This is a genomic window from Pseudobacter ginsenosidimutans, from assembly GCF_007970185.1.
Lineage (GTDB): Bacteria > Bacteroidota > Bacteroidia > Chitinophagales > Chitinophagaceae > Pseudobacter > Pseudobacter ginsenosidimutans.
In genome coordinates this window covers 2007063-2028251 of the sequence record NZ_CP042431.1, presented here as the reverse complement: position 1 = coordinate 2028251, position 21189 = coordinate 2007063, and the positions used below count along the sequence as shown (strand labels likewise).

Here is a 21189-nt window from a genome sequence, read left to right as displayed (position 1 = left end):
TTGGTTCTACTATCAAGGATTTCTTGACAGTTGAAGAGCTGTCTTACAAAGCAAATACCGGTGTGGCGATTTCTAAATTTCCCAGCAACTATTCGGTAAAACCGAACAAAACACACTATTGCCTGAAAGAATTTTCCGCTATTAAAGGCACTTCCACACTTAGCGGCTCAATTTTTTAAATAATGTATCTATTTTAGGATGAACTGAGGGGTTCGTTAAACGGTATAGCTCCGTTAAGAAATCTGTTGAAACAGGTTTTGGATACGGGAATTTATGTTTCTCAATAAAACTTCTCAGCACCTCATTTATTTTTTGCTCACCTATTAATTCACTTAAAAGATACATCACCACGGCTCCTTTTGAATAGGATATATGAGTTTCTCCTGCCTGAACCTTATACAATGGCTGTTCTATTGAAAAACCTTTGCTGAAGGAATAAATATCGAGGTGCATTTTAATGCGATCCAACATTTTTTCTTTGCCATGCATTTTTTTGAGCAACATCATTTCGGTGTACATGGCCAATGTTTCGGTAAGCATGGCCGATCCATCTCTGTCGTCTGGATTTATTTGATTATTGCCCCACCACAAATGAGCTAATTCATGCCCAGCTAATTCATTGATCACATCCTGTTGCTTATCGGCTTTAATATTGGAGTGAAAAACCATGTTTTCTGTCATGTAGATGGTAGTAGGATAAGCCGTAGCTGCAAAGCCACTGGTAAAGCCCGATACTTCTGCAAACCGGATGGTTTCAAATGGATAGTTTGCAAAATTTGTTTCGCAATAATCCATGGTTAACCGTGCATTATTCATGAGATGATCTACATTCTCTGCATGTGTTGGGTGAAAATAGATCTCAATACTTTTGCCTTTATAGTTTTCTTTTTTTACCGCGTATTGAGCAGAAGATATACCAAACCGAAACGGAATAAGATCATTGGTTTTGTACTGAAAATAATTCCTGTTTTGTTGTTTCCAGTTTTTGGTTAACTCTCCAATGCCAAGGGCCGTTTGATTGCCTGATGTAGAGATCGTCATATCAAGTGTAATGAAATCATCATTAGCAGTCTTTGGTGCGTCAAATCTTGTGGTAGCCGACATGGCACCCAGTTTGTATTTTTTTCTGATTGCGTCATCTTCAATTTCATTTTCCAGTACATATCCAAAATGAGGATAGTATCGGCTAATGCGTATAAAGGAACCATTTTCAACAATGGCATTAAATGATTGATGGCCGTTCACCGCCTTCCACTGGTAGGAAATATTGAAATGAAAGGTTGCCTTTTGATTTGGCATTAACGCTTTCTGAAGTGCAAGCACCTGGTACTGATCTTTGACTCTAATTATTTCATCAGCAATTTGGAGCGCTGCACTTTCAATTTTAAAATCATTGGCAAAATTTACCAGGATGCTGTCGATGTTTGAATTGGTTTTGTTTTCAAGTGTGTAGCTGCCTTTTATATGGTAAGCGTTTTCTTCCGGAAACAAATCTACAGTTGTAATTATGCTGGTAACAGTTGGTTGAGGACGGTTGCTGTATTTACGATACTGCGTTTCATAATTTGCCTGTGCTGTTAAACCGGCTGTTTCGCTTTTTGGCTTATATCCATCCAATAATTTTATGCCGGTATAAGAAGATATAGAGACAGCTCCGATCAACAACATCCATACCTGCCAGCTTCTATTGGTTTTCTTTACCAGGTTGTAGATGCAGAGTAATGCTACCAGACAACAAAGCTCAAAGAATATTCCTTTTAAATACGCAGAACCATATATACCAAATCCATTCATATCACTGTACTTCACCTGAACGACGTGGAGTATTTTCGCCAGGGGATGTGTGATAAAATTTTTACCAATGGATGTTGCCATTATTAAAACGAATAATATTGCAACACCCAGTCCTACATACTTCCGGTTGATTATTTTCTTAATCAATAATAGAAACCCGCTCATTAAAATCAATGGCAACGTGATAAAGAGAAGCAGGTTCCCATACACTTTCCATTCAATGGCCGGATAGTTGTATAATAATTGGAATACAATTCCTTCAAAAATTAATGCAATGGTAAAAATTAATGCTACCGCTGTTAATGATATCCACTTTGAAAAATAAGCGGTTGAAGTATTGGCGGTACTGTTTTCAATCAGGTCAAAACGTACAGAGTTGCTTCGCCAAAAAATATCAAATGCATAATACAATACGATTATCAAACCTAATTCATAAAAATGCTGAATAATGGTATTGGTCATTAATCCTGAGCTCACATATTGCTGTGGAATTCTGAGGCCCTTTTCAATTGCAGCATACATTTCCATTCCTACCGTAAAAAGGACACACAATAAAGCCAATATAAATGGAATGCTTTTTACAATATAGGTTAAATGTATTTTAGAAAAAGAAAGCAAGGATTTTGCTTGTGCCTGGGCATTATGTTGTGTAGGCGTGCGTTTGTAGCTGAAGCTCAAATTATTCTCGTGTGTGTTTTCTTTTGATTTGGATGGGGTCCTTGATTGTCTTTTTGAAAAACTAAATTTTCTGACACTTAAAAAAAGAAACAATAAAGAGACGAGTACAACAATCATTCTATTCAAGGCAAATAATCCCTTTATCGAAATCAGTTGTGTGTTTCTTTGTTCAACTGTCCAGGATGATGTTTGATAAAAGTATGCGGACATCCCAAATGGATCTACAACAGCACTGATTAACCTGGATTGTTCTGATTGCGGCAGCGCCCCTGCAATTAATGGTGAACCTGAATAAATGAGAGTGACCGTATATATCATGTACAGCAATAGTCCGCTCACGTATATGATCAGTTTGTTTTTTGAGATCCATCCGACAAAGCTTAACACAGCCGTTATAAGAAGCGTGTTGATGAAAGTAAACAAAAGAACAGGTTGTATGTAATAGAGCCATGAAACAGACTCACTCTTTAGGTTGGATGCCGATAATTGATGGCCAAACAAAAAGCTTCCTGTAAATAAAACGGTGAGGAAAAAGCTGATTGTTAACAATGATGCAAATCTTGCTCCAATAAATTGATTTTTCCTGATTGGTGTGCTGAAAAATATCTGCTGAAAATTATGGTCCAGCTCTTTGTTTGCATGCTGGGCTACCAAAATGGTTGAAAATAATATAGCTGATAAACTGAAGAGCGCGGTGATAAAAGAAATTTGGTAAGGTGAATTTTGATAAACACTTTCGCTTATTGTAAAATGTGCATCTTTTCCTATCACTACGCCCAATGCAACTATCAATGTCAGTAATACATAGGTGCTCCATCTTTTGAAGAAACGCTTTATATCGAATAAGAATAAGGCTGTCATATTTAATTTGAATTCTGGTTAAGTATAGAGAAATACACATCTTCCAGGGTGGGGTATATAGGCTGGAACCCAGCAGGCATCATATCGGCCATGATATGAATATTTAGATTGCCTGTTATGAACTGTGAGGATATTACCCAGTAATCTCTTTTATAACCGTCAAGCTCCTGCTTTTTTATTTGCTTTCGTCCGATGCGCCCTTGAAGGCCTGCAATAAGATCATTAGGATTACCTTGTTTCAAAACAGACCCGTTATTAATGATAGCCATTTGCGAGCACAAATTGCGAACATCTTCCACCAGATGTGTGGAAAGAATGATGATGATGTCTTCTCCCAGTTCACTGAGCAGACTGTTAAACCTGTTGCGCTCTTCGGGGTCAAGTCCTGCCGTGGGTTCATCTACAATAATAATCTTCGGATTGCCCAATAATGTCTGGGCAACTCCAAATCTTTGTTTCATGCCACCTGAAAAAGTATGTACTTCTTTTTTTCGATAAGCATATAGATTCACTTTTTGCAGTAGCGATAATATTTGTTCCTTTCTTTCGTGGGAGTCGGTAACTCCTTTCAAAATAGCTAGGTGGTTCAGCAGGTCATATGCAGCTATTTTAGGATACACACCAAAGTCTTGCGGTAAAAAACCCAACTGTTTTTTAAGGAAGAGAGGATCATCCACAACATTTACGTTGTTGAAAATGATCTCGCCGCTATCGGCATGTTGCAGTCCAACTATAGTGCGCATGAGCGATGATTTCCCTGCACCGTTGGGCCCCAGCAATCCAAACAAACCACTGCTTATTTCCAATGAAATGTTGTTGATGGCTTTTACTCCATTGGAGTAGGTCTTGTTTAGATTTTTGATCAGTAATTTATTCATAGCAAAGGTTTTAGGCAATAGAATTCTATGCACTCCGGTCGCACTGGCTCGTGTCCCATTTGTTTTCCAAATCAAGTGTACATGATTGGGCATAACCACAAAGGCATATACATCGATCTCGCCTTTGTCACAAAAAAACCTCACCAATTTTTATGTACGATTTTAGCGCGTATTCAATATTATCCTCACCCATGTCCTTAAGCCATTATATCTTATGATTCCTGTTCGTGAGACACAAACAGGGGCTTTCTTTTTTTGTGGAGCCACGACAGAAATCATTTTGTTTTTGATAGTATGGTTTTTTATCCCTTTAAAGGCCCTTTACCCATTCACATGCATAACAAAGATATAGTTTAAGCACTATACCTTGCAATATATAATACCTTGTTTGGTTCATTAAACTGTTGAGTGGTCATTTTTTGAGATGGCTGATCATCAAGGTAATTCGACTGGGTTTGCTTGGTTTCATTTTGGTACCTGCAACATGGAAACATTGCCGGGAATTGTTACAAAGTCGGCGGAGTGTTGCGCTTAAGGCTACACATGAAAGAGAGATTTTCCCAAATACTTTTACAGATTGAAAAGCCTCCTTTAAAAAATATTTAAAATAAGTAACTACTAATAGTCCAAAGCATTGGTTGCTCGAATCAACTGTTGTATATGAGGATCATTCGGCAAAAACATTCAACCGGCCTGAGTGGAGCAAACTCTTATCCGACCAACGCCAACACAAAGGAAAAACAGATATTATCCTATTTAACAAATGGGACAGGTTCAGCCGCAATACCGGTGACGCTTACCCGATGATCAGTACACTCCGACGATTGGGTATAGAGCCACAAGCAGAAGAGCAACTGCTTGATCTTTCCATCCCAGAAAACAAGATGATGCTTGCCTTTTATCTGGCTGCACCTGAAGTCGAAAATGCGCAGAGCCAGAAAAGAAGGACGATGGATGGCGTCAGCTCCCATAGGTTATATCAACAAATCAACTGAAGATGGACGCAAGTTTATTACACCGAAAGAGCCTGCTGCCTCTATTATTCGTTGGGCTTTTGAAGAAATAGCGAAAGGTCAGTTTGTTGCAGATCAGATTCGCAAAGAAGCTACCAAGAAAGGGCTGAAATGCAGTCGAAGCAATTTCTGGAATGCAATCAGGAGCCCCGTGTATTGTGGGAAAATTCTGATACCGAAATTCAAAGAAGAAGAACCCCTGATTGTGGAAGGCCAGCACGAGCCGATTATTTCCGAATCCTTATTTGATGAAGTGCGGGATATGATCAGTGGCCGAAAAAGAAATAAACGCACAGCAGCGGCTCGAAAGGAAGAGCAGACGTATACTACTATTACCACTGTACTTCCAAATGCGGAGCCAGGTACAAGGCTCCTGAAGCAAATGAGCTATTTGTAGAAACACTGAAGAAGTTAAAACCTCATCCTGCATATGCTGACTTAATTGCCGCCGTCATTTACGAAGCATATCAAGAGCAAATAAAAGAGATGGGATCAGGTCGAAGACAAATCATAAAGCAGATCGACGAACTCAATCACCGTATCAGCAATACCCGCAAAATTGTGTCTGAAGAAAAGCTCGATCCGGAAGACCAAAAAGTAACAAAAGCTGAATGCCTTCCTATCGTTGCCGCATTAGAAAAGAAGCTATTTGAACTACCAGAGCAGGAGCGAGGAATCGAAGGGTTGTTAAAAAGAGGCGTGGAAAAACTCATGGCTATTGATAAAACTTACGTCCGTGGCAGCATTGAGGAGAAACGCATCATCATTGTTTCGATATTTCCTGAAAAACTCACTTTTGACGGAACACAATATCGAACCACAAGAATAAATGAGGCCGTCGGGCGGATCTACACCACCAGTCTGCATTTCAGCGCACAAAAAAACCGGAAAGCAGACAACATTTGCTGCTTTCCGGTATGGTAGAGGCAAGGAGCGGGAAGTCGAACCAAATCGAATTTGACTTTTCAGATTTGATATTCCTATCAGTATAGTTTTAGAATTAATTTGTTGAAAAAAAGGGTTGCTCAAAGTACCCCAATAGACGAGTGTATTGATTTATATTCGCCCATAAGTACCAAGTACTGTGTATTTAAAGTCTATTGTAAAAAACAAACTTTTATATTATTTATGATTTATGGCAGAAACGAGCAACGAGCGGAATGCCGAAGGAAACAAAAATGAGGGTTTCCAGTTTATCTGAGAATCCCGTGTAGTAACCGCCGATGGCACCTATATCTAACCAATTCTGGCCCGATTTACAGGATTTCGCCAATCTGCCGGAGTGACACTTTAAGCGTTCTTGGCCTTTATTTTCTTCCTGGTTCGTCCTGTTTACAAGTCAGCTAACTTTATCTATTATTAAAACGCATGGAAAACGGAAATATCATTATTTATCAATCTCCTGATGGGCAGACATCCATTGACGTATCATTGGATCATGACACAGTTTGGCTTGACCAGCAGCAACTTTCAGAACTTTTTCAGACAGACCGAACCTCTATTACCAAGCATATCAAAAATATCTACAAGTCACTGGAATTAAATGAATTGTCAACTAGTGCAAAAATTGCACAAGTTCAAAAAGAGGGAAAAAGGAAGATTACACGCAATATCACCCGCTATAACCTCGATATGATTATTTCTGTTGGCTATCGGGTAAACTCCCTGCGCGGAACCCAGTTCCGCATATGGGCCAATAACATATTGAAAGATTATCTTGTTAAAGGCTATTCCCTTAATGAAAAACTACTGGCTGATCAGGCGCAACAATTCGACGCTTTGAAGCAAACTGTCCGGTTGCTGGGAAACGTGCTGGAAACAAAAAACCTAACATCGGATGAAGCCACAGGCTTACTGAAGGTGTTGACTGATTACACCTATGCGCTTGACGTATTAGATAAATACGATCACCGCACACTAACTATAGAAGCGACGCACAAGAAACCATCCTTTGTCGCAACATATGATGAAGCCATAACCGCTATCCATGGCCTGAAAGATAAATTCGGAGGCAGCAGTCTATTCGGTAATGAAAAGGATGAATCGTTCAAAAGCTCGATTGCAACAATCTATCAATCCTTTGCCGGAGCTGATCTTTATCCCAGTGTTGAAGAAAAAGCAGCAAATCTTTTATATTTCGTAGTCAAGAATCACTCTTTTTCCGATGGCAACAAACGTATTGCAGCTTTCCTTTTTGTTTGGTTCCTTGAAAAAAACGGATTGCTTTACCGACAAGATGGGACAAAACGCATAGCTGATAATGCACTGGTGGCGCTAACCCTTATGATCGCAGAAAGTAAGCCGGATGAGAAAGAAATTATGACGCAGGTTGTGGTCAATCTGATCAATGGATATAATTGATATAATTTGTATAATCAAAGATAGGTTTCGAATGTACGTTCCATTGAGTGGCAAATGGAGTAGAGGATGCTAAGAGGGCATTGAAATAGAAAATCACCTATATTGTTATATAAGTGCTTTATCAAGTACTCGTCTTTTCTTGCAAATCCAACAATATCATAATATAGTCGGATTGAAATCCAAAAATATTATGACAGCTCGCTGGCGTTTGAATTCAAATGAGGCAAAATGTAAAGCCCCTCTTTCCTGAAACTTTTACAACTAATTATCCCGGTACTGCAAGCACGATTACTTCTCCTGAAAATTTCGAAGAGTTTTTAACCTAAACCTGATCAATGGTTATAACTAGGAGAGCTAGCCGAAAAGAATCGAATCCGATCCAATTTGAGAATCAGAATATTATAATTACTCAGGGAAAACACCTCAAAATACAAAAGCCTCAAGTACAATCACTTGAAGCCTTCAATTTACTTAGTAGCCCTGACGGAACAGTTCTCGAACCATTTTTTGAATGATATGGGTCGATTAGCCTACTTATGACCCCCAAAGTCATTCACCTTCGGATCGTTTACTTTAGATATCTTAGCTCTCAAGCCTTTTATCTAAATTATTAAACAATCGCTCATCAAATGGCCATTCAATTCATTCTTGATACAAATGCTTACAGAAAACTGGTGACCGGAAAAAGAGAAGCAGAAATACTCCCAACCGCAAATGAGATGCGAATAAGAGAAAGAAGTGTCAATTGTACCAGCCTCTTGAGTATAACAGTTTCAATGGAATTGATGCGACATCTTAGTGACGAAACCGATCCACATTTTGAGGATTGCAAGAAGGCTCTTATTCTTCAATATCATCATACACAATCGAATCCAGGCGGGCCTAATAACAGCATTTCTTTTATTCCTCCATTGAATGAAATTTTAAGTGAATTTTATTTCCAGAAATCATCCCTTCTATTTGGGGCGTATAGACTAATTTTAGCAACATTAGAATTAATTGCGAAAGATCCTGACAACAATATAAGTCCAGAAAAGAAAAATTTACTAGCAATAGGCAGTCAGATTCTACATGATAAAAAGGAAATAAGAGATAATTTCGAAGATTTTATTAAATCCTATACTGGCGGGATTGTAGATTGGACTCATTTCAAAAAAGATAAAAAAACAAAACCCAAAATCTTGAAAGATATTAGGTCAGGAAAAGCACTAATGTTATTCAACCTTTCCATGTTAGATAGAGCGCATTCTGTTCACCAGATTAAATTAGATATAACAAATATTGATCCTAAATTTCAACGGCCATTAAGTGATTTTTTTACATTCTTTGAACCACTTTTGGTACTCCTACAAACTTTATTTATGAAAATGCTAGATGGCGTTGATGCGCTGTCTGATTACACAAATCCGAAATGGAATACTCTCAACGATATTCAAATCTTGGCATCAGCATGCTATCAAACTTTCCTGGAAAGAAATAATGGTACCAAGGTGATATTGGTCACAGACGACCAAGGCATACATGCAGCATGTAAAAATACTTACATGGAAGATAATGTTTGGACTGTGAGCCGTTATCTCGCCCACGTTTATTAGGTTTTCAAAAAATCATAAATAAGGATTCGTGGAATCGCATACCCATTCGATTATTTATTTGACATTTTCGATCAGGAGTCTCATACTTGAATTAACCACGTGAAGTATCGCATAGGAGAAAGAGGCAGAATGTCTTCCTATCATTGCGGCATTTGAAAAAGCTATTTGAACTACCAGAGCAGGAGCAAGGAATCAAGGAGTTATTAAGTGGAAAAACCCTTGGTTATTGACGAAACCTACGTCCGTAAAAACATTCACGAAACGAACTTTCATTGCTTCAATTTTCCCTGAAAACTCACTTTTGACGGAACATATACTCGAACCTCCCGACTCAATGAAGCCATTGCCCGCATATACATCACCAGCCTACATTTCAGCCTATAAAAAAATCGGACAAAAGATTTTTTTAATCACCTTTTCGGTTTGGTAGTTTGGCAGGACATTTATCATACTATTCAAGTAGATTAATACTAAACTTCATTTTCTAATATTAAGGGTAAGATTAAAGATATTTTTTCTTTTTGTATAGCGCCTAAGACATAGTCAATCTAAAAAATTGCTGAAGTTATTGACTAATTTGATTTTTTTAAGAAGCTGAAGTCTTCAAGCACTTGATTATTAAAACAATACAAAAAATCCTTAACTTACTAGTTCCATTAACTATCCTTCGAACCTTACCATGAAATATCTTGATTGGAACGATTGTATCAGCCGATATTTTTTTTCCCTTGCTAATGCAGGGAAGAATATACATTTCTATTTAACAAAGTCTGACTTGATAAACCTTGGCAGGAAATATCTTCCAGAAAACAATGATACTGATATCTGGGAGGATTACATAAATGCCATAAAATTCGATGAGCACGTTAGCACAACCCAATCGCCTTATTCTCCTATTGACCGTCCCTTACAACTTGCAGCAAGTTGGGACGGGCAATCTTTCCCTCCATATATCGCTTATCTGGTTTTATATATTATCCCCTTGACCGAATCTGACAACGGCAATTTCAATTCTAACAATTATTATGGCCGGATAAACGAATTTCTTAGGAAAAACGGGGTATTAAACGAGCGTGTCCAAAAAAAAATAACCTCCGTCAATTTTCAAAAAATTTCCCACCTATGGAACAACTTGGAAGAATGGTCTATAATTACAAAGAATTGCGACCTTGGAATTTTTGAATTAAAAAAGTTTGGCAATCCAAATTGGATATATGTTGGCAAACCTCTTTCACAATGTCTTTTTTCACCCAAAGAGATTAGAAAGTTACCTGAGTTATTCTTGGAGGCCGGCTTAGTTCCTGGTTCAACTTATTCAGAAGAACAGATAAAAAAGATACTCCTGAAATTTGGAAAAACATATTTAGGAGTAAATGATAGCACTTTACGCCTACTAAATGATGAAAGAAATGAATTGGGGCATTCTATAATTGAAATAACAAGCCGAGAGTACAAAAAATGGAAAGGAGAATCCCATCAACTTATACAAAATGGGGCTGATGAAAAGATCAAACGAAATTATACCGTTGCTCCCTTATTTCTTCAATTTGAAATACATCAAAATACAGAAACAATAAATTTCTCGTACAGGCTCTATTCTTCCAATGACTACCCAGTAGACTTAAAGTTCGATGGGCTTGAAAATATTTATGAAACTCGAGGATGGTCTAAAACCATTAAGCTTCCGTTCCGAGAAAAATTTGAGTTAAAAGATGAATTTAATAGATGGATTGCCAGGTTTCCCTCTAAAGAAATTCGCCTTTTTAGAAGCGGAGCAAGTATCCAATTAAGTAATCAATATTGGGTTGAAAGTGATGTATTGTCAAAGACTGATAAAATGTATTTATTATGCAGAACAGAGTTAGGCGATTCGATTACCGAATGGGGTAAATGCTTCAAACCAAGCAATTTTGAGAAATTGGATATTGAAGGATTACCGGATGGATATGAATTGTTCTTTTTTCAATATCCACCCAAAAGCCATCCTGAGATATACCAACTTAGCATACCTTCAGGAAAATTAATACAATTAGCTGGCGGCCTACGGGTTGGATTCAGGACTTATCTGAATTTAAATCTGCCAGAAGTGGAGTTGATAAATGCAGATGGCAATGAGGAAGTTTATATTGAATTCCGACAATCTGGAAATAGAATAACCCTTGGCAAAAAAATCACTAACGAAAACAAATGGCAATTACCTGACGACATCGAACTTGAAGCAGAGTTTTATATCCGCCTTCAAAAGGAAATTCTACCTGGACCCGAGATCGCATATTCTGTGATCAATGCCAACAATGCATGCATGAGCTTGGATTCTTCCTTATTGTCTAAAAGAGATTTATTTGGAAGAGTTATCAATGGAAATACGCAGCTATATGCTGAAGGAAGTAACGTTTTTGGGATAAACTGGAAAATGCAACAGGGTTTTGTCCCTGACTTCATGCCAATTTCGCTTCCCTCCTCAACAATGCCTACCGCTTCCGAGTACTTCAATGAAAGGGGAAACCTCTTATTAAACTATCTAACGGTAAAAAAAGAAGCTACTACCCTTGAATTTTACGATGTATTTGAAAATATAAATGGCATAGGATTAACAGGAAATGAAGCAGAATATTCAATTAATCCTTCCCGGATAAAAAGAATTTCGCTTAGCCTTTATGATTTTCTCGGATACCTCGATTACGATTACCAGTCCAATAGAATTGTTGTTAATCCACCACAACTGATTCTTATTCCTACAAAACAAGGAAGAAAGACCTTATTAATTGGAGGAAGAGATAAAGTATTTATTGATAAAATAATAAGCAAGGCATCCAGACTAGGCCTAGTAGTTGATATATATCAGCAACAGGAAGCTAACTCTTTATTTCTGATTCCAGATACAATCACCATTTCAGCAAGTATGCCTCCACAAACAGGTTACGGAGTGAGAGAGCTCAAAACTTTGTGTAATGAATTAAGAATCATTTTCAACTCACAAGAGATTGTGCAATTTGGGTTGCAAGAATTTTCCGCTAGCATTGATGAATACGAACGGTTCGTATTTACAAATAATGAAACTTTTCCAGAAGATTACAATTGGGCGAGAAAGATATTCAATCCACAAACTTTAAGGTTTGAAAAAGAAAGCTCTATTGATTTTGACACAAGCTATACGTTAGTTGAGTATAAATTGAGGGAATGGGAATATTATCACAAGCTTTGGGTTAACGGAAAATGCTTTAATGTTGATAAGAACTGGGCTCGGTACATGGCAATTAAGTGGGCCGGCAGACAAGTAATATTTTATGATTCTTCAAAACAAATAGTGGCGATTCCTGCTTCCTTGCCTTTACCTAGGTTATTTGCAGAATCAGTCGCTTTACTTAGCGGAAGAATGCCCTTAACTAAATCTCTTAACCTCGATGGTCGGCAATTGTGGTATGTTTTACATGAGAATGTGCCAAGTATTTTTATTCAAAACTTTTTTATGAAACTTGGTCAAACCGTAGAATTGAAATCACTTTAAATACAATCATGATGAAAGATCCAGTAGGCTCATTTGACATAATCAAGGAAAACTTCATAAGATATGTAAAAACAGCTTTTGGAACAAAGTTCACAGGTATTGAAAATGAAAGATATCATCTACTGAATTTCGATAAAGTTTTATATAGGGAACCTTGGATAGAACCACTTCCAGACTATTTATCGAGTGATAAAGTAATAGATGACTTAACCATAGGTGACCTGTCAAATGCCCTGACAGAACAAGAACTGTTTTGTTTTAAAGAGTTGGTAAAAAAAGGGCTATTCCCAGCTGATGGTAAACTATATGACCACCAAACAGAAATGTTGCGAGAATCATTAGCAGGCCATAATTGTATTATTACTTCCGGAACAGGTTCGGGAAAAACAGAATCGTTTCTCCTTCCTTTATTTGCTCAACTTGCTAGGGAGTTAACCTCTTGGAGCCCTTCCGGGGTAAAAGGTGCCAATACAGATAATTGGTGGAATCAATTAACTCCAAGACAGATAGCAGACCCCACAAATGATTATAAGCTTTCGACTAATGCTCAACAAAGAAGCCATGAGACACGGCCTGCCGGAATACGTGCGTTGATATTATACCCAATGAATGCTTTGGTAGAAGACCAAATGTCAAGGCTCCGTAAGGCACTGGACTCGGACGAAACCAGAATGTGGCTGAACGAATCAGCAAAAGGAAATTCTATTTACTTCGGCAGATATAATGGCGACACACCAATTCCTGGTGAGTTAAAAGTCACCAAAGATGATGGGTCTGTTGGAATTAATCTTAATAAAATAAACGAACTCAAAGACAAACTTCAATTTATCGAGAGGGATGCCACCAGAGTTGCGCAGTATATCGAAGAAAATGGAATTACCGGTAATGAAGCAATTGAATTGAAATCATTTTTTCAGCGTTTGGATGGAGGTGAAATGCGATGTCGTTTTGATATGCAAGTTTCGCCACCAGACATTTTTATTACTAATTATTCAATGTTAAGTATTATGCTAATGAGGGATGTAGACGCTGGCATCTTTCAACAGACGAAATCATGGCTCGCATGCGAGGATTTACCACATGCAGCCGTTGAGCAGGAGAAGAAAAAAAGAGTCTTTCATCTCATTATCGATGAATTGCATTTATACCGGGGTACTCAAGGAACTGAGGTTGCCTACCTACTGAAACTCGTTCTGGACAGAATTGGCTTGCATCCGCATCATCCTCAGCTTAGGATATTGGCGTCGAGTGCTTCATTGGAGCCAGGGAAAGAAGAAAGTGTAAAATTTTTACAAGATTTTTTTGGAGTTGACAACAATGTGAAGCCATTCAAGATTGTATCTGGCAAGAACAATCCGGTGAATGAAATTACAGAAGCAGAACAAAAATTACCTTTGGCCCCATTCATAAGCATCGCTGATTCTTATGATCGAGCTGGAGAGAATGTAAATGATGAGCATTTCATAGCTATATGCGAACAAAGTGCAAATGAGTTGTCACTAACATTAGGAATACCAGCATCAACCGAATTCGGAGCACACCGGCTTTTACAAACTCTTATTCATCCGTCAGTCCAATTGAGGGAGCGACTTTATTCGGCGTGTAAGATTGACGGCATTTTCAGAGCAGTCTGTACAATACGTGCAATGGGAGACACTGGAGAAGGAATATATTTTTCGGAGTCGGTTTTTGAACAGTGCCTAGACCAACATATGGTTCGAAAAGCTTTAAGAGGTCTATTGATTTCAAGAGCAATGTTGGATGAACCTGCTTATAAACACATAGAAACCAAGCATCCACTTACCAAATTGCCACGTTTCCGTTTTCATTATTTTTTCAGGAACATTGAAGGTATTTGGGCTTCGGTCAAAGCAAATGAAACCGAAAACGCGTTTTCGGATATCCAAAGGACGGCGGGTAGATTATACCCAGCAACAAGAATCAAATCGGACGAAGGATATAGGGTGTTGGAACTTTTGTATTGTGATAATTGCGGAACAACTTTTTTTGGTGGAAGCAGGCTGACTGGCGTAAATAATTCATTTGAACTGTTACCTATCAGCCCTAATATTGAAGGCATACCTGAAAAGACCCCTGGCAAACTTGTTGAGAAAAGAAGCTATCAGGAATTTGCTGTTTTTTGGCCCCAAGGCCAACAGGAATATGTCCCACAAGACTGGCCTAGTGGCTATTGGCGACAAACCACGGTCGGTGGAATTGATCAAGCAAATTTCGAGGCTTATTGGGAACCTGCTTCATTAAATGTCTTTTCAGGTGATGTCTATATGAGTAATGAAAAGGCTGAACAGGAACCAGATCAATGGGTAAAAGGAAGATTATTTGTTGTCAAGGATGGTACAAAAAATGATATTGCAAATATTCCGGCACTTGCCGGTAACATGGTGGAAACGCACCGCGGGTTACCCTGTGTTTGCCCTGCTTGCGGAATTAATCATCAAAAGCGGCAAAACGATCATCAAAAATCAAAAACAAGTCCTGTCAGAGGATTTAGGACAGGTTTCGCCAAAACGACCCAAATTTTTGCAAAGGAACTAATGTATCGTTTGCCCGCTGGTGAAAAAGAAAGAAAATTAATTGTATTTTCTGACAGCAGGGAGGACGCAGCTCAAATAGCAAACGGTATAGAACGTAATCATTTTATAGATTTACTTAGAGAGATTTTAGTAACAGAGTTACATTCTAATCTTTTATTTCGTTTTCAGGTTATTGAAGCACTAGATGCTAATAATGAGTCCCAAAAAGCATTGTTGCGTGCTCAAAATGAAGAAGTATATGATGACGTTGAAGATTTGTTTGACAAATCAAATTATTCCGAAGCAAATACAACGAAGCTTCGTGAAAAAGCAGATTCGATAACCGCTCTGAATCAATACAGGGCAAGGATCATTAATGCCAGGGAACTTGTTGATATTACAAACTCAATAAACCTCGCCCCACTAATACGACGTTTTGCTTTTTTGGGGATTAATCCTGGAGGGCAAGACCTTTCTATCCAATCAAGGCTTCTTAACAACCAATTTGTTCCATGGTATGATCTTATTGACTTCCCCAATTTTAGATGGGCTTCAGGTGCAGACTCCACATATATTGCCGACATAAAAAGTGGCACATTTTCAAACCTTGCAAATATATTTTTCCGCTCATTGTTTTACTCATTTGAGTCATCGGCTTTAGGTTATATTACTATTGATGCAAAACGTCAAAGAATCGTAGATGAAGCCTCTTCATTAGGAGTTTCCAAAGAAATGTTCACACAAATCTTAAGTTCCTGTATCAGGATATTAGGCGATAAATACAAACATAATTACAGTGATGACACCGACCCATTTAATTTCACAGATTTTACTAGACTGCCAAGTCATCTAAAGAAATTTATCAAGCGCGTAGCTGAGAGAAACGGAATAGACGAAACTGCTTTAGGTGATGCCTGCTTTAATACATTATCAGGAATCGGCGTGTTGCGAGGTGACCGGGGAATTATTATCGAGGAACTCTTTATTAAGATCGCTACATCAAATGACCCAGTTTGGACAAGTCCAAGGGGTAATCGGCCACACTTACATTTCTCTGGTGGTATATGTACTTACTCGTTGACTGTATTGAATAATTCAAATGACAAAGTATGTCAAAATATATGGGAACAAAACTATTTATCTTATAATGCAATAATCGAAAAACGACCACCTATCCGCTTACATTGTGAGGAGTTGACCGGGCAAACAGATGACCAATTCACTAGGCAAAGGCATTTTCGAAATATTATTTTACCTGATGAAGGATATAAGAAGGTCAAGATCATTGACCTGTTAAGCGTGACCACGACCCTTGAAGTCGGTGTTGATATTGGTGCTCTGCAAGCTGTGATGCTTGGCAATATGCCTCCACAGAGGTTTAACTATCAGCAACGTGTCGGGCGTGCAGGAAGAAGGGGCCAAGCATATTCCGTCATCCTGACGTTTTGCCGAGGCCGTAGTCATGACGAGTACTATTTTTCAAATCCTCAAAAGATTACCGGAGATGCGCCGCCTACACCATTTCTTACTATGGGACAGCCGCGAATATTCAGACGACTGTTGTCAAAGGAAATTCTTAGAAAAGCATTTTTGACAATTGAAACAAATGTGAATAATGATGAGGAAAAGCCGAGCGTTCACGGAGACTTTGGCAAAATTGATAATTGGCCCAATTACGAAATACAATTAAGAGCTTGGGTCACTAATAACAGGAAAAAAATCGAAAGTACAGTTGACACTCTCATAACCCCAATCCTGTTAATCAACAAAAGTGATTTTGTTGATTGGATATGTGACCTTAATTCGGCAAGTGGATTTATTGGAAAAATAAATACTATAGTAAATAATGATGAAATAGCCACAAATGACATTTCGGAAAAGCTTGCTGAAGGCGGCATCCTCCCGATGTTCGGTATGCCAACAACCGTTAAGAATTTATATCACGGTATAAATGAAAGATTGGGGCTTCTTGCAATTGATAGGCCGCAAGCTATGGCTATATATGAGTTTGCGCCGGGATCGCAAAAAACGAAAGATAAGGCCATTCATACAGTCATTGGCTTCACAAGCAACTTTATCAAAACCAGAAGAGCTGGAGTTGAAACAGTGACAAATGTGGCAACTTCAAACGCATTGCCTTTCTCCTTAAATCGGTGGATGGTACGCTGCAAATCATGTGGGTTTAATCAGACTTATTCAGAAGATAATGAGCCTCAAAGTGATGCTTGCCCTAATTGTGGCAACCAAAACACATCAACTTTTGCCAAATTCATGATTAAAACTCCAAGGGCCTACAGAACTAACCTTTCCCTAGGAAGCGATGTCAAAGACGATTCAGAATTAATGATTTCCAGGCCACCAGTCTTTGCTGAAAAAGTAGAAGATCCAGCAAATCCGGACGCTAACAAGTTAGTAGATAACGCTGTCTTAATCCTTTCTGACAAGGATGTCACTTGGAGGATTAATACCAATTCGGATCGTTTCTATTATGGTAAAATGTTCAACACCAATAACAGATTCCCTACTGGCCAAACTTTCTCATTCAATAATCAATGGATATTGAGCGACCTAGCAAATGGGTTTAACAATAACGGATACTCAAGTTATTTTAGCCCGCTACCCAATTCGCAGGAACAGCAAATCGCCTTGGCCAATAATAAGACCACTGAAATTTTTCGATTGTCCCCGTTAACCGTACCACTGGAATTGGACCTGAATATGTTTGCAAAAGACACTGATGAAATGCATGTGAAGGCTCAGTCATACGGTGTGAGATCGGCTTTTTACTCTGCAGCTTTTCTGATACAGCGCATACTTGCTGACAAATTGGACATTGACCCGACAGAAATTGAAATTGCTGACATCACCTTAAAGAAAGTGGATGACGGTACAGATAGAAGAACCGCAGAAATCGTTCTTACTGATGAATTACCCAACGGCTCTGGTTTTGTTAGATATCTATTTGACAACTTTAGCTCAATTGTAAATGACGCACTTTCACCTGCAAACATATCATCTTACACAGGAAAAATCCATTCACAAAGACACAAGGATAATTGTAGTGATGCATGTTACGAATGTTTGAAGGTTTACAGGAATATGAACTATCACAGTTTGCTTGATTGGAGATTAGGACTGGGCCTTTTACGGTTATTCACCAATTCTGAATATAAATGCGGTACAGACCAAAGATTTTCTCCTTTTACGGAATTAAATGACTGGCTTATTTTTATTCAAAAAGCAGGAAACACTTTTGCCTCAAGTTTTGACCTAGGATCGTGCGAAGAACTCAACGGCTTGCCGGTACTTAAATGGGGGGCAAGAAAAAGAAATGTTATAATGTTTGTTCACCCTTTCTGGGATCTTAAGAATATAAGGGTGGATAACTGGTTAGCTGAAATAAAAATGGAAATTGACGACTATATAAGAACATCAGGAGGGCGATTAAGCATTATAGATTCCTTCAACCTGCACAGGCGACCAGGGTGGTGTTACGAAAAACTCATCATGAAATAATGAATAAAATTACCTCAATAAGATATAATCAAATAAAAAGAATTTCGCCAAGTCAATTCAGCGCAATGAAAAATTGCGCCTATAAGCTTGTGCTGGCAGAAGCGTTTGACAAAAGATATCTTTTGCCCTTATCCCCTAATGCGTATTTGGGGACCCTCTTCCATAAATTACTCGAGCAAATTACTAGACATCAAATAAAGACGGAGGATGAGTTGAACCAAAGATTTTCTGCGGAACTCCAAACAATGGAAGAGAAATTAATTTTGGAAGGGAATGGCTTTTATACGCCTTTGCAAAACAATGTTAAGGATTTTGGGATAAAAAAGATTCAACTTAAAAAATACCTATTGACTCTGCCTACGGGTACATTTGTAGCCAATAAAAAGTATATCTCTGAAAAATGGTTTCAAACGACTGATGGAGTTTTAGGAGGAAAGATAGACTTGATCATAGAAGACAATGATGAAACAGAAATCATAGATTTCAAGACAGGCTCCATTACTATGGAAAGTTTAGATGACGATGGCGAGATTGTTTATCATGTCAAAGAAGAATACCAGGAACAAATAAAATTATATGCCTTTTTATATTCAGAATCTACAAAAAGAACTTCATTGAAGTTGAATCTCGTCAATTTAGCAAAGCAAAAGTACAGTGTAGATTTTACACCAGAAGAGTGCTCGGTTCTTTATCAAGAAGCACGAGGCCTTTTAGATAAGATTAATTTAACGATCAGCGAACTCCGCTTTGAAACGATTGCAAATCCCTCTGCCCAAAATTGCAGGTTTTGTTTATTCCGACCGGCATGCAGTTATTATATTGAATACCTTAAAATTGATAAAAGTTTTAATGACGTGACAGGTGTAGTTACTAATACGGTGACATACATGAATGGAAACATCTCAATTGATTTGGATTGTAATGGTGAAAAAATAACTATAACGGGGTTTGGAGAAGAAAAATCTAATTATTTAAACCTTTGCAAGGGGAAGACATTGAACATCTTTAATTTAAATAAAAGTATGTCAGGGAATATTTATACAGCTACTAAGACTACTATCATCTATGAGTAAGAAGAAGGAAAATAGAATCCCCGTCATTTCGTTCTATTCAGGAGGAGGCTTCCTTGATATGGGGTTTGAGCAGGCTGGCTTTGAAATTGTTTGGACAAATGAAAATAATGAACTTTTTGCAAAGCTTCATTCTGCTGGTATTACTTCTTGGAGGAAATCAAAAGGTAATGGCATCAGGGCGGAAATTTTCAATAGCAAATCCATAGTTGATATAACAGTGCCGTCCATAATACAGGAAGCTTTTCCCAGTGGAAAGCCGGAAAAGTTTGGCGTTATTGGAGGCCCTCCTTGCCAAGACTTTAGCGTCTACGGAAACAGGGGGGGATTTAAAGGGGAAAGAGGAAAGCTTACAATCCAGTTCTTTAATAAAATCCTTGAATTGCAACCAACATTTTTCGTTATGGAAAATGTCACTGGCCTGATAAAGCAAAAATCAAACAAAGAGTATTTAATTAAACTCTTACGGAAGGTAAAACGAACCTATCACATTGATTACAAAACTTTAAATGCGCTTGATTTTGGGGTGCCGCAATTCCGTGAACGTGTGTTTTTTACTGGGATAAAGAAGGATAATGTCAATAAAGATTCCGTTAAAAAAAGGAAGGATGGTCATTGGTTTACGTGGCCTGTCAACAGCAAATATGAAAATGCTTTTACTAAATATAACTGGCCAATTGCTGATGATTTTGGCAAACAGTTAGTAAATTCCGAGAAAATCCCGATAGAATTATGCGTTGAAAGCTGTCTTGTGCCCATCAATGATTTAAATAAGGTGGCAAACGCAAAGGAATATTTTAATTTATATTCTGATAAAGATAAATTAGCAAAAATACAGGAAGGTCAAACTAACCGTCCCTCATTCAAGCGGCTGCATAGGTTTAGATTTAGTCCAACAGCTTGTTATGGTAACAATGAAGTGCATTTACACCCCTATCAGCACAGAAGAATATCTGTCCGAGAAGCTCTTAGGATACAAGGCGTTCCCGAAGAATATATTTTGCCCCCAGAACTACCTTTGTCTAAGAAATTTAAGATGATTGGTAATGGAGTACCTGTTCCTATGGCACAGGCTGTTGCTTTAGCCATGCAATTTTTTTTAAAGGAAAAGCTATCATTAAATCCAAAACAAATCAATGGTCATTTGGTGAAAGAGAAGCGAGGTGATAGGCGAAAATAAGGCCCAAATAAACAGCACCTGAAAGTCCTGCATTCCTATCTGTACTACTATTAACACTCTAGTAATTCTCCTGTACCTCATATCTATTCCTACTTGGTTTAATAATTCGTGATTTGAGAAAAATTCCAAAAAATAGAAGTGGGCAAGAATTCAAGATTCTATTCTATTTCGACTTCGGAGAAATAGAGGTTTCATAAAATG

The 21189-nt window shown here is 38.1% G+C and carries 11 protein-coding genes; 9 read left to right on the top strand and 2 right to left on the bottom strand.

Annotated features, from left to right (window positions below; genetic code table 11):
- Window positions 1–159: 159 nt before the first annotated feature.
- Complete coding sequence (locus FSB84_RS08310) at window positions 160–3333, bottom strand: M1 family aminopeptidase (protein ID WP_147122099.1); 3174 nt, start codon at window positions 3331–3333, stop codon at window positions 160–162.
- Window positions 3334–3335: 2 nt separating this feature from the next.
- Entirely contained in the window at window positions 3336–4286 is a 951-nt protein-coding gene (locus FSB84_RS08305) for an ABC transporter ATP-binding protein (RefSeq protein WP_225980013.1), read from the bottom strand.
- Between the two features lie 563 nt (window positions 4287–4849).
- Between FSB84_RS08305 and FSB84_RS31665 the strand changes: the two genes are divergently transcribed.
- The 9 genes from FSB84_RS31665 to FSB84_RS08260 all read left to right on the top strand — a co-directional run bounded on the left by FSB84_RS31665 (window position 4850) and on the right by FSB84_RS08260 (window position 20988).
- Window positions 4850–5206: a recombinase family protein gene (locus FSB84_RS31665; RefSeq protein ID WP_130542005.1), complete on the top strand. Its 357-nt coding sequence runs from the start codon at window positions 4850–4852 to the stop codon at window positions 5204–5206.
- Window positions 5103–5621: a recombinase family protein gene (locus tag FSB84_RS08295; protein ID WP_225980012.1), complete on the top strand. Its 519-nt coding sequence runs from the start codon at window positions 5103–5105 to the stop codon at window positions 5619–5621. Before FSB84_RS31665 ends, FSB84_RS08295 begins: the two co-directional genes overlap by 104 nt.
- Before the next feature lie 89 nt (window positions 5622–5710).
- On the top strand, window positions 5711–6148 hold the full coding sequence (locus FSB84_RS08290; RefSeq protein WP_130542007.1) for a hypothetical protein: 438 nt from the start codon (window positions 5711–5713) through the stop codon (window positions 6146–6148).
- 444 nt (window positions 6149–6592) lie between these two features.
- Window positions 6593–7585 (top strand): RhuM family protein, encoded by a 993-nt coding sequence (rhuM, locus tag FSB84_RS08285; RefSeq protein WP_130542008.1) that lies wholly within the window; start codon window positions 6593–6595, stop codon window positions 7583–7585.
- A 629-nt stretch (window positions 7586–8214) separates the two neighbouring features.
- Window positions 8215–9180 carry a hypothetical protein gene (locus tag FSB84_RS08280; RefSeq protein ID WP_130542009.1) on the top strand — a complete coding sequence of 322 codons (966 nt, stop codon included), beginning with the start codon at window positions 8215–8217 and terminating at the stop codon, window positions 9178–9180.
- A 679-nt stretch (window positions 9181–9859) separates the two neighbouring features.
- A complete protein-coding gene (locus tag FSB84_RS08275) occupies window positions 9860–12688 on the top strand; it encodes a hypothetical protein (RefSeq protein WP_130542010.1) in 2829 nt (942 codons plus the stop codon).
- Window positions 12689–12696: 8 nt separating this feature from the next.
- A complete protein-coding gene (locus FSB84_RS08270) occupies window positions 12697–18738 on the top strand; it encodes a DEAD/DEAH box helicase (RefSeq protein WP_130542011.1) in 6042 nt (2013 codons plus the stop codon).
- Window positions 18738–19811, top strand: a complete 1074-nt coding sequence (locus FSB84_RS08265) for a PD-(D/E)XK nuclease family protein (protein WP_207234275.1) — start codon at window positions 18738–18740, stop codon at window positions 19809–19811. The genes FSB84_RS08270 and FSB84_RS08265 overlap by 1 nt, the downstream gene beginning before the upstream one ends.
- Window positions 19804–20988, top strand: a complete 1185-nt coding sequence (locus FSB84_RS08260) for a DNA cytosine methyltransferase (RefSeq protein WP_130542012.1) — start codon at window positions 19804–19806, stop codon at window positions 20986–20988. Before FSB84_RS08265 ends, FSB84_RS08260 begins: the two co-directional genes overlap by 8 nt.
- Window positions 20989–21189: the final 201 nt, after the last annotated feature.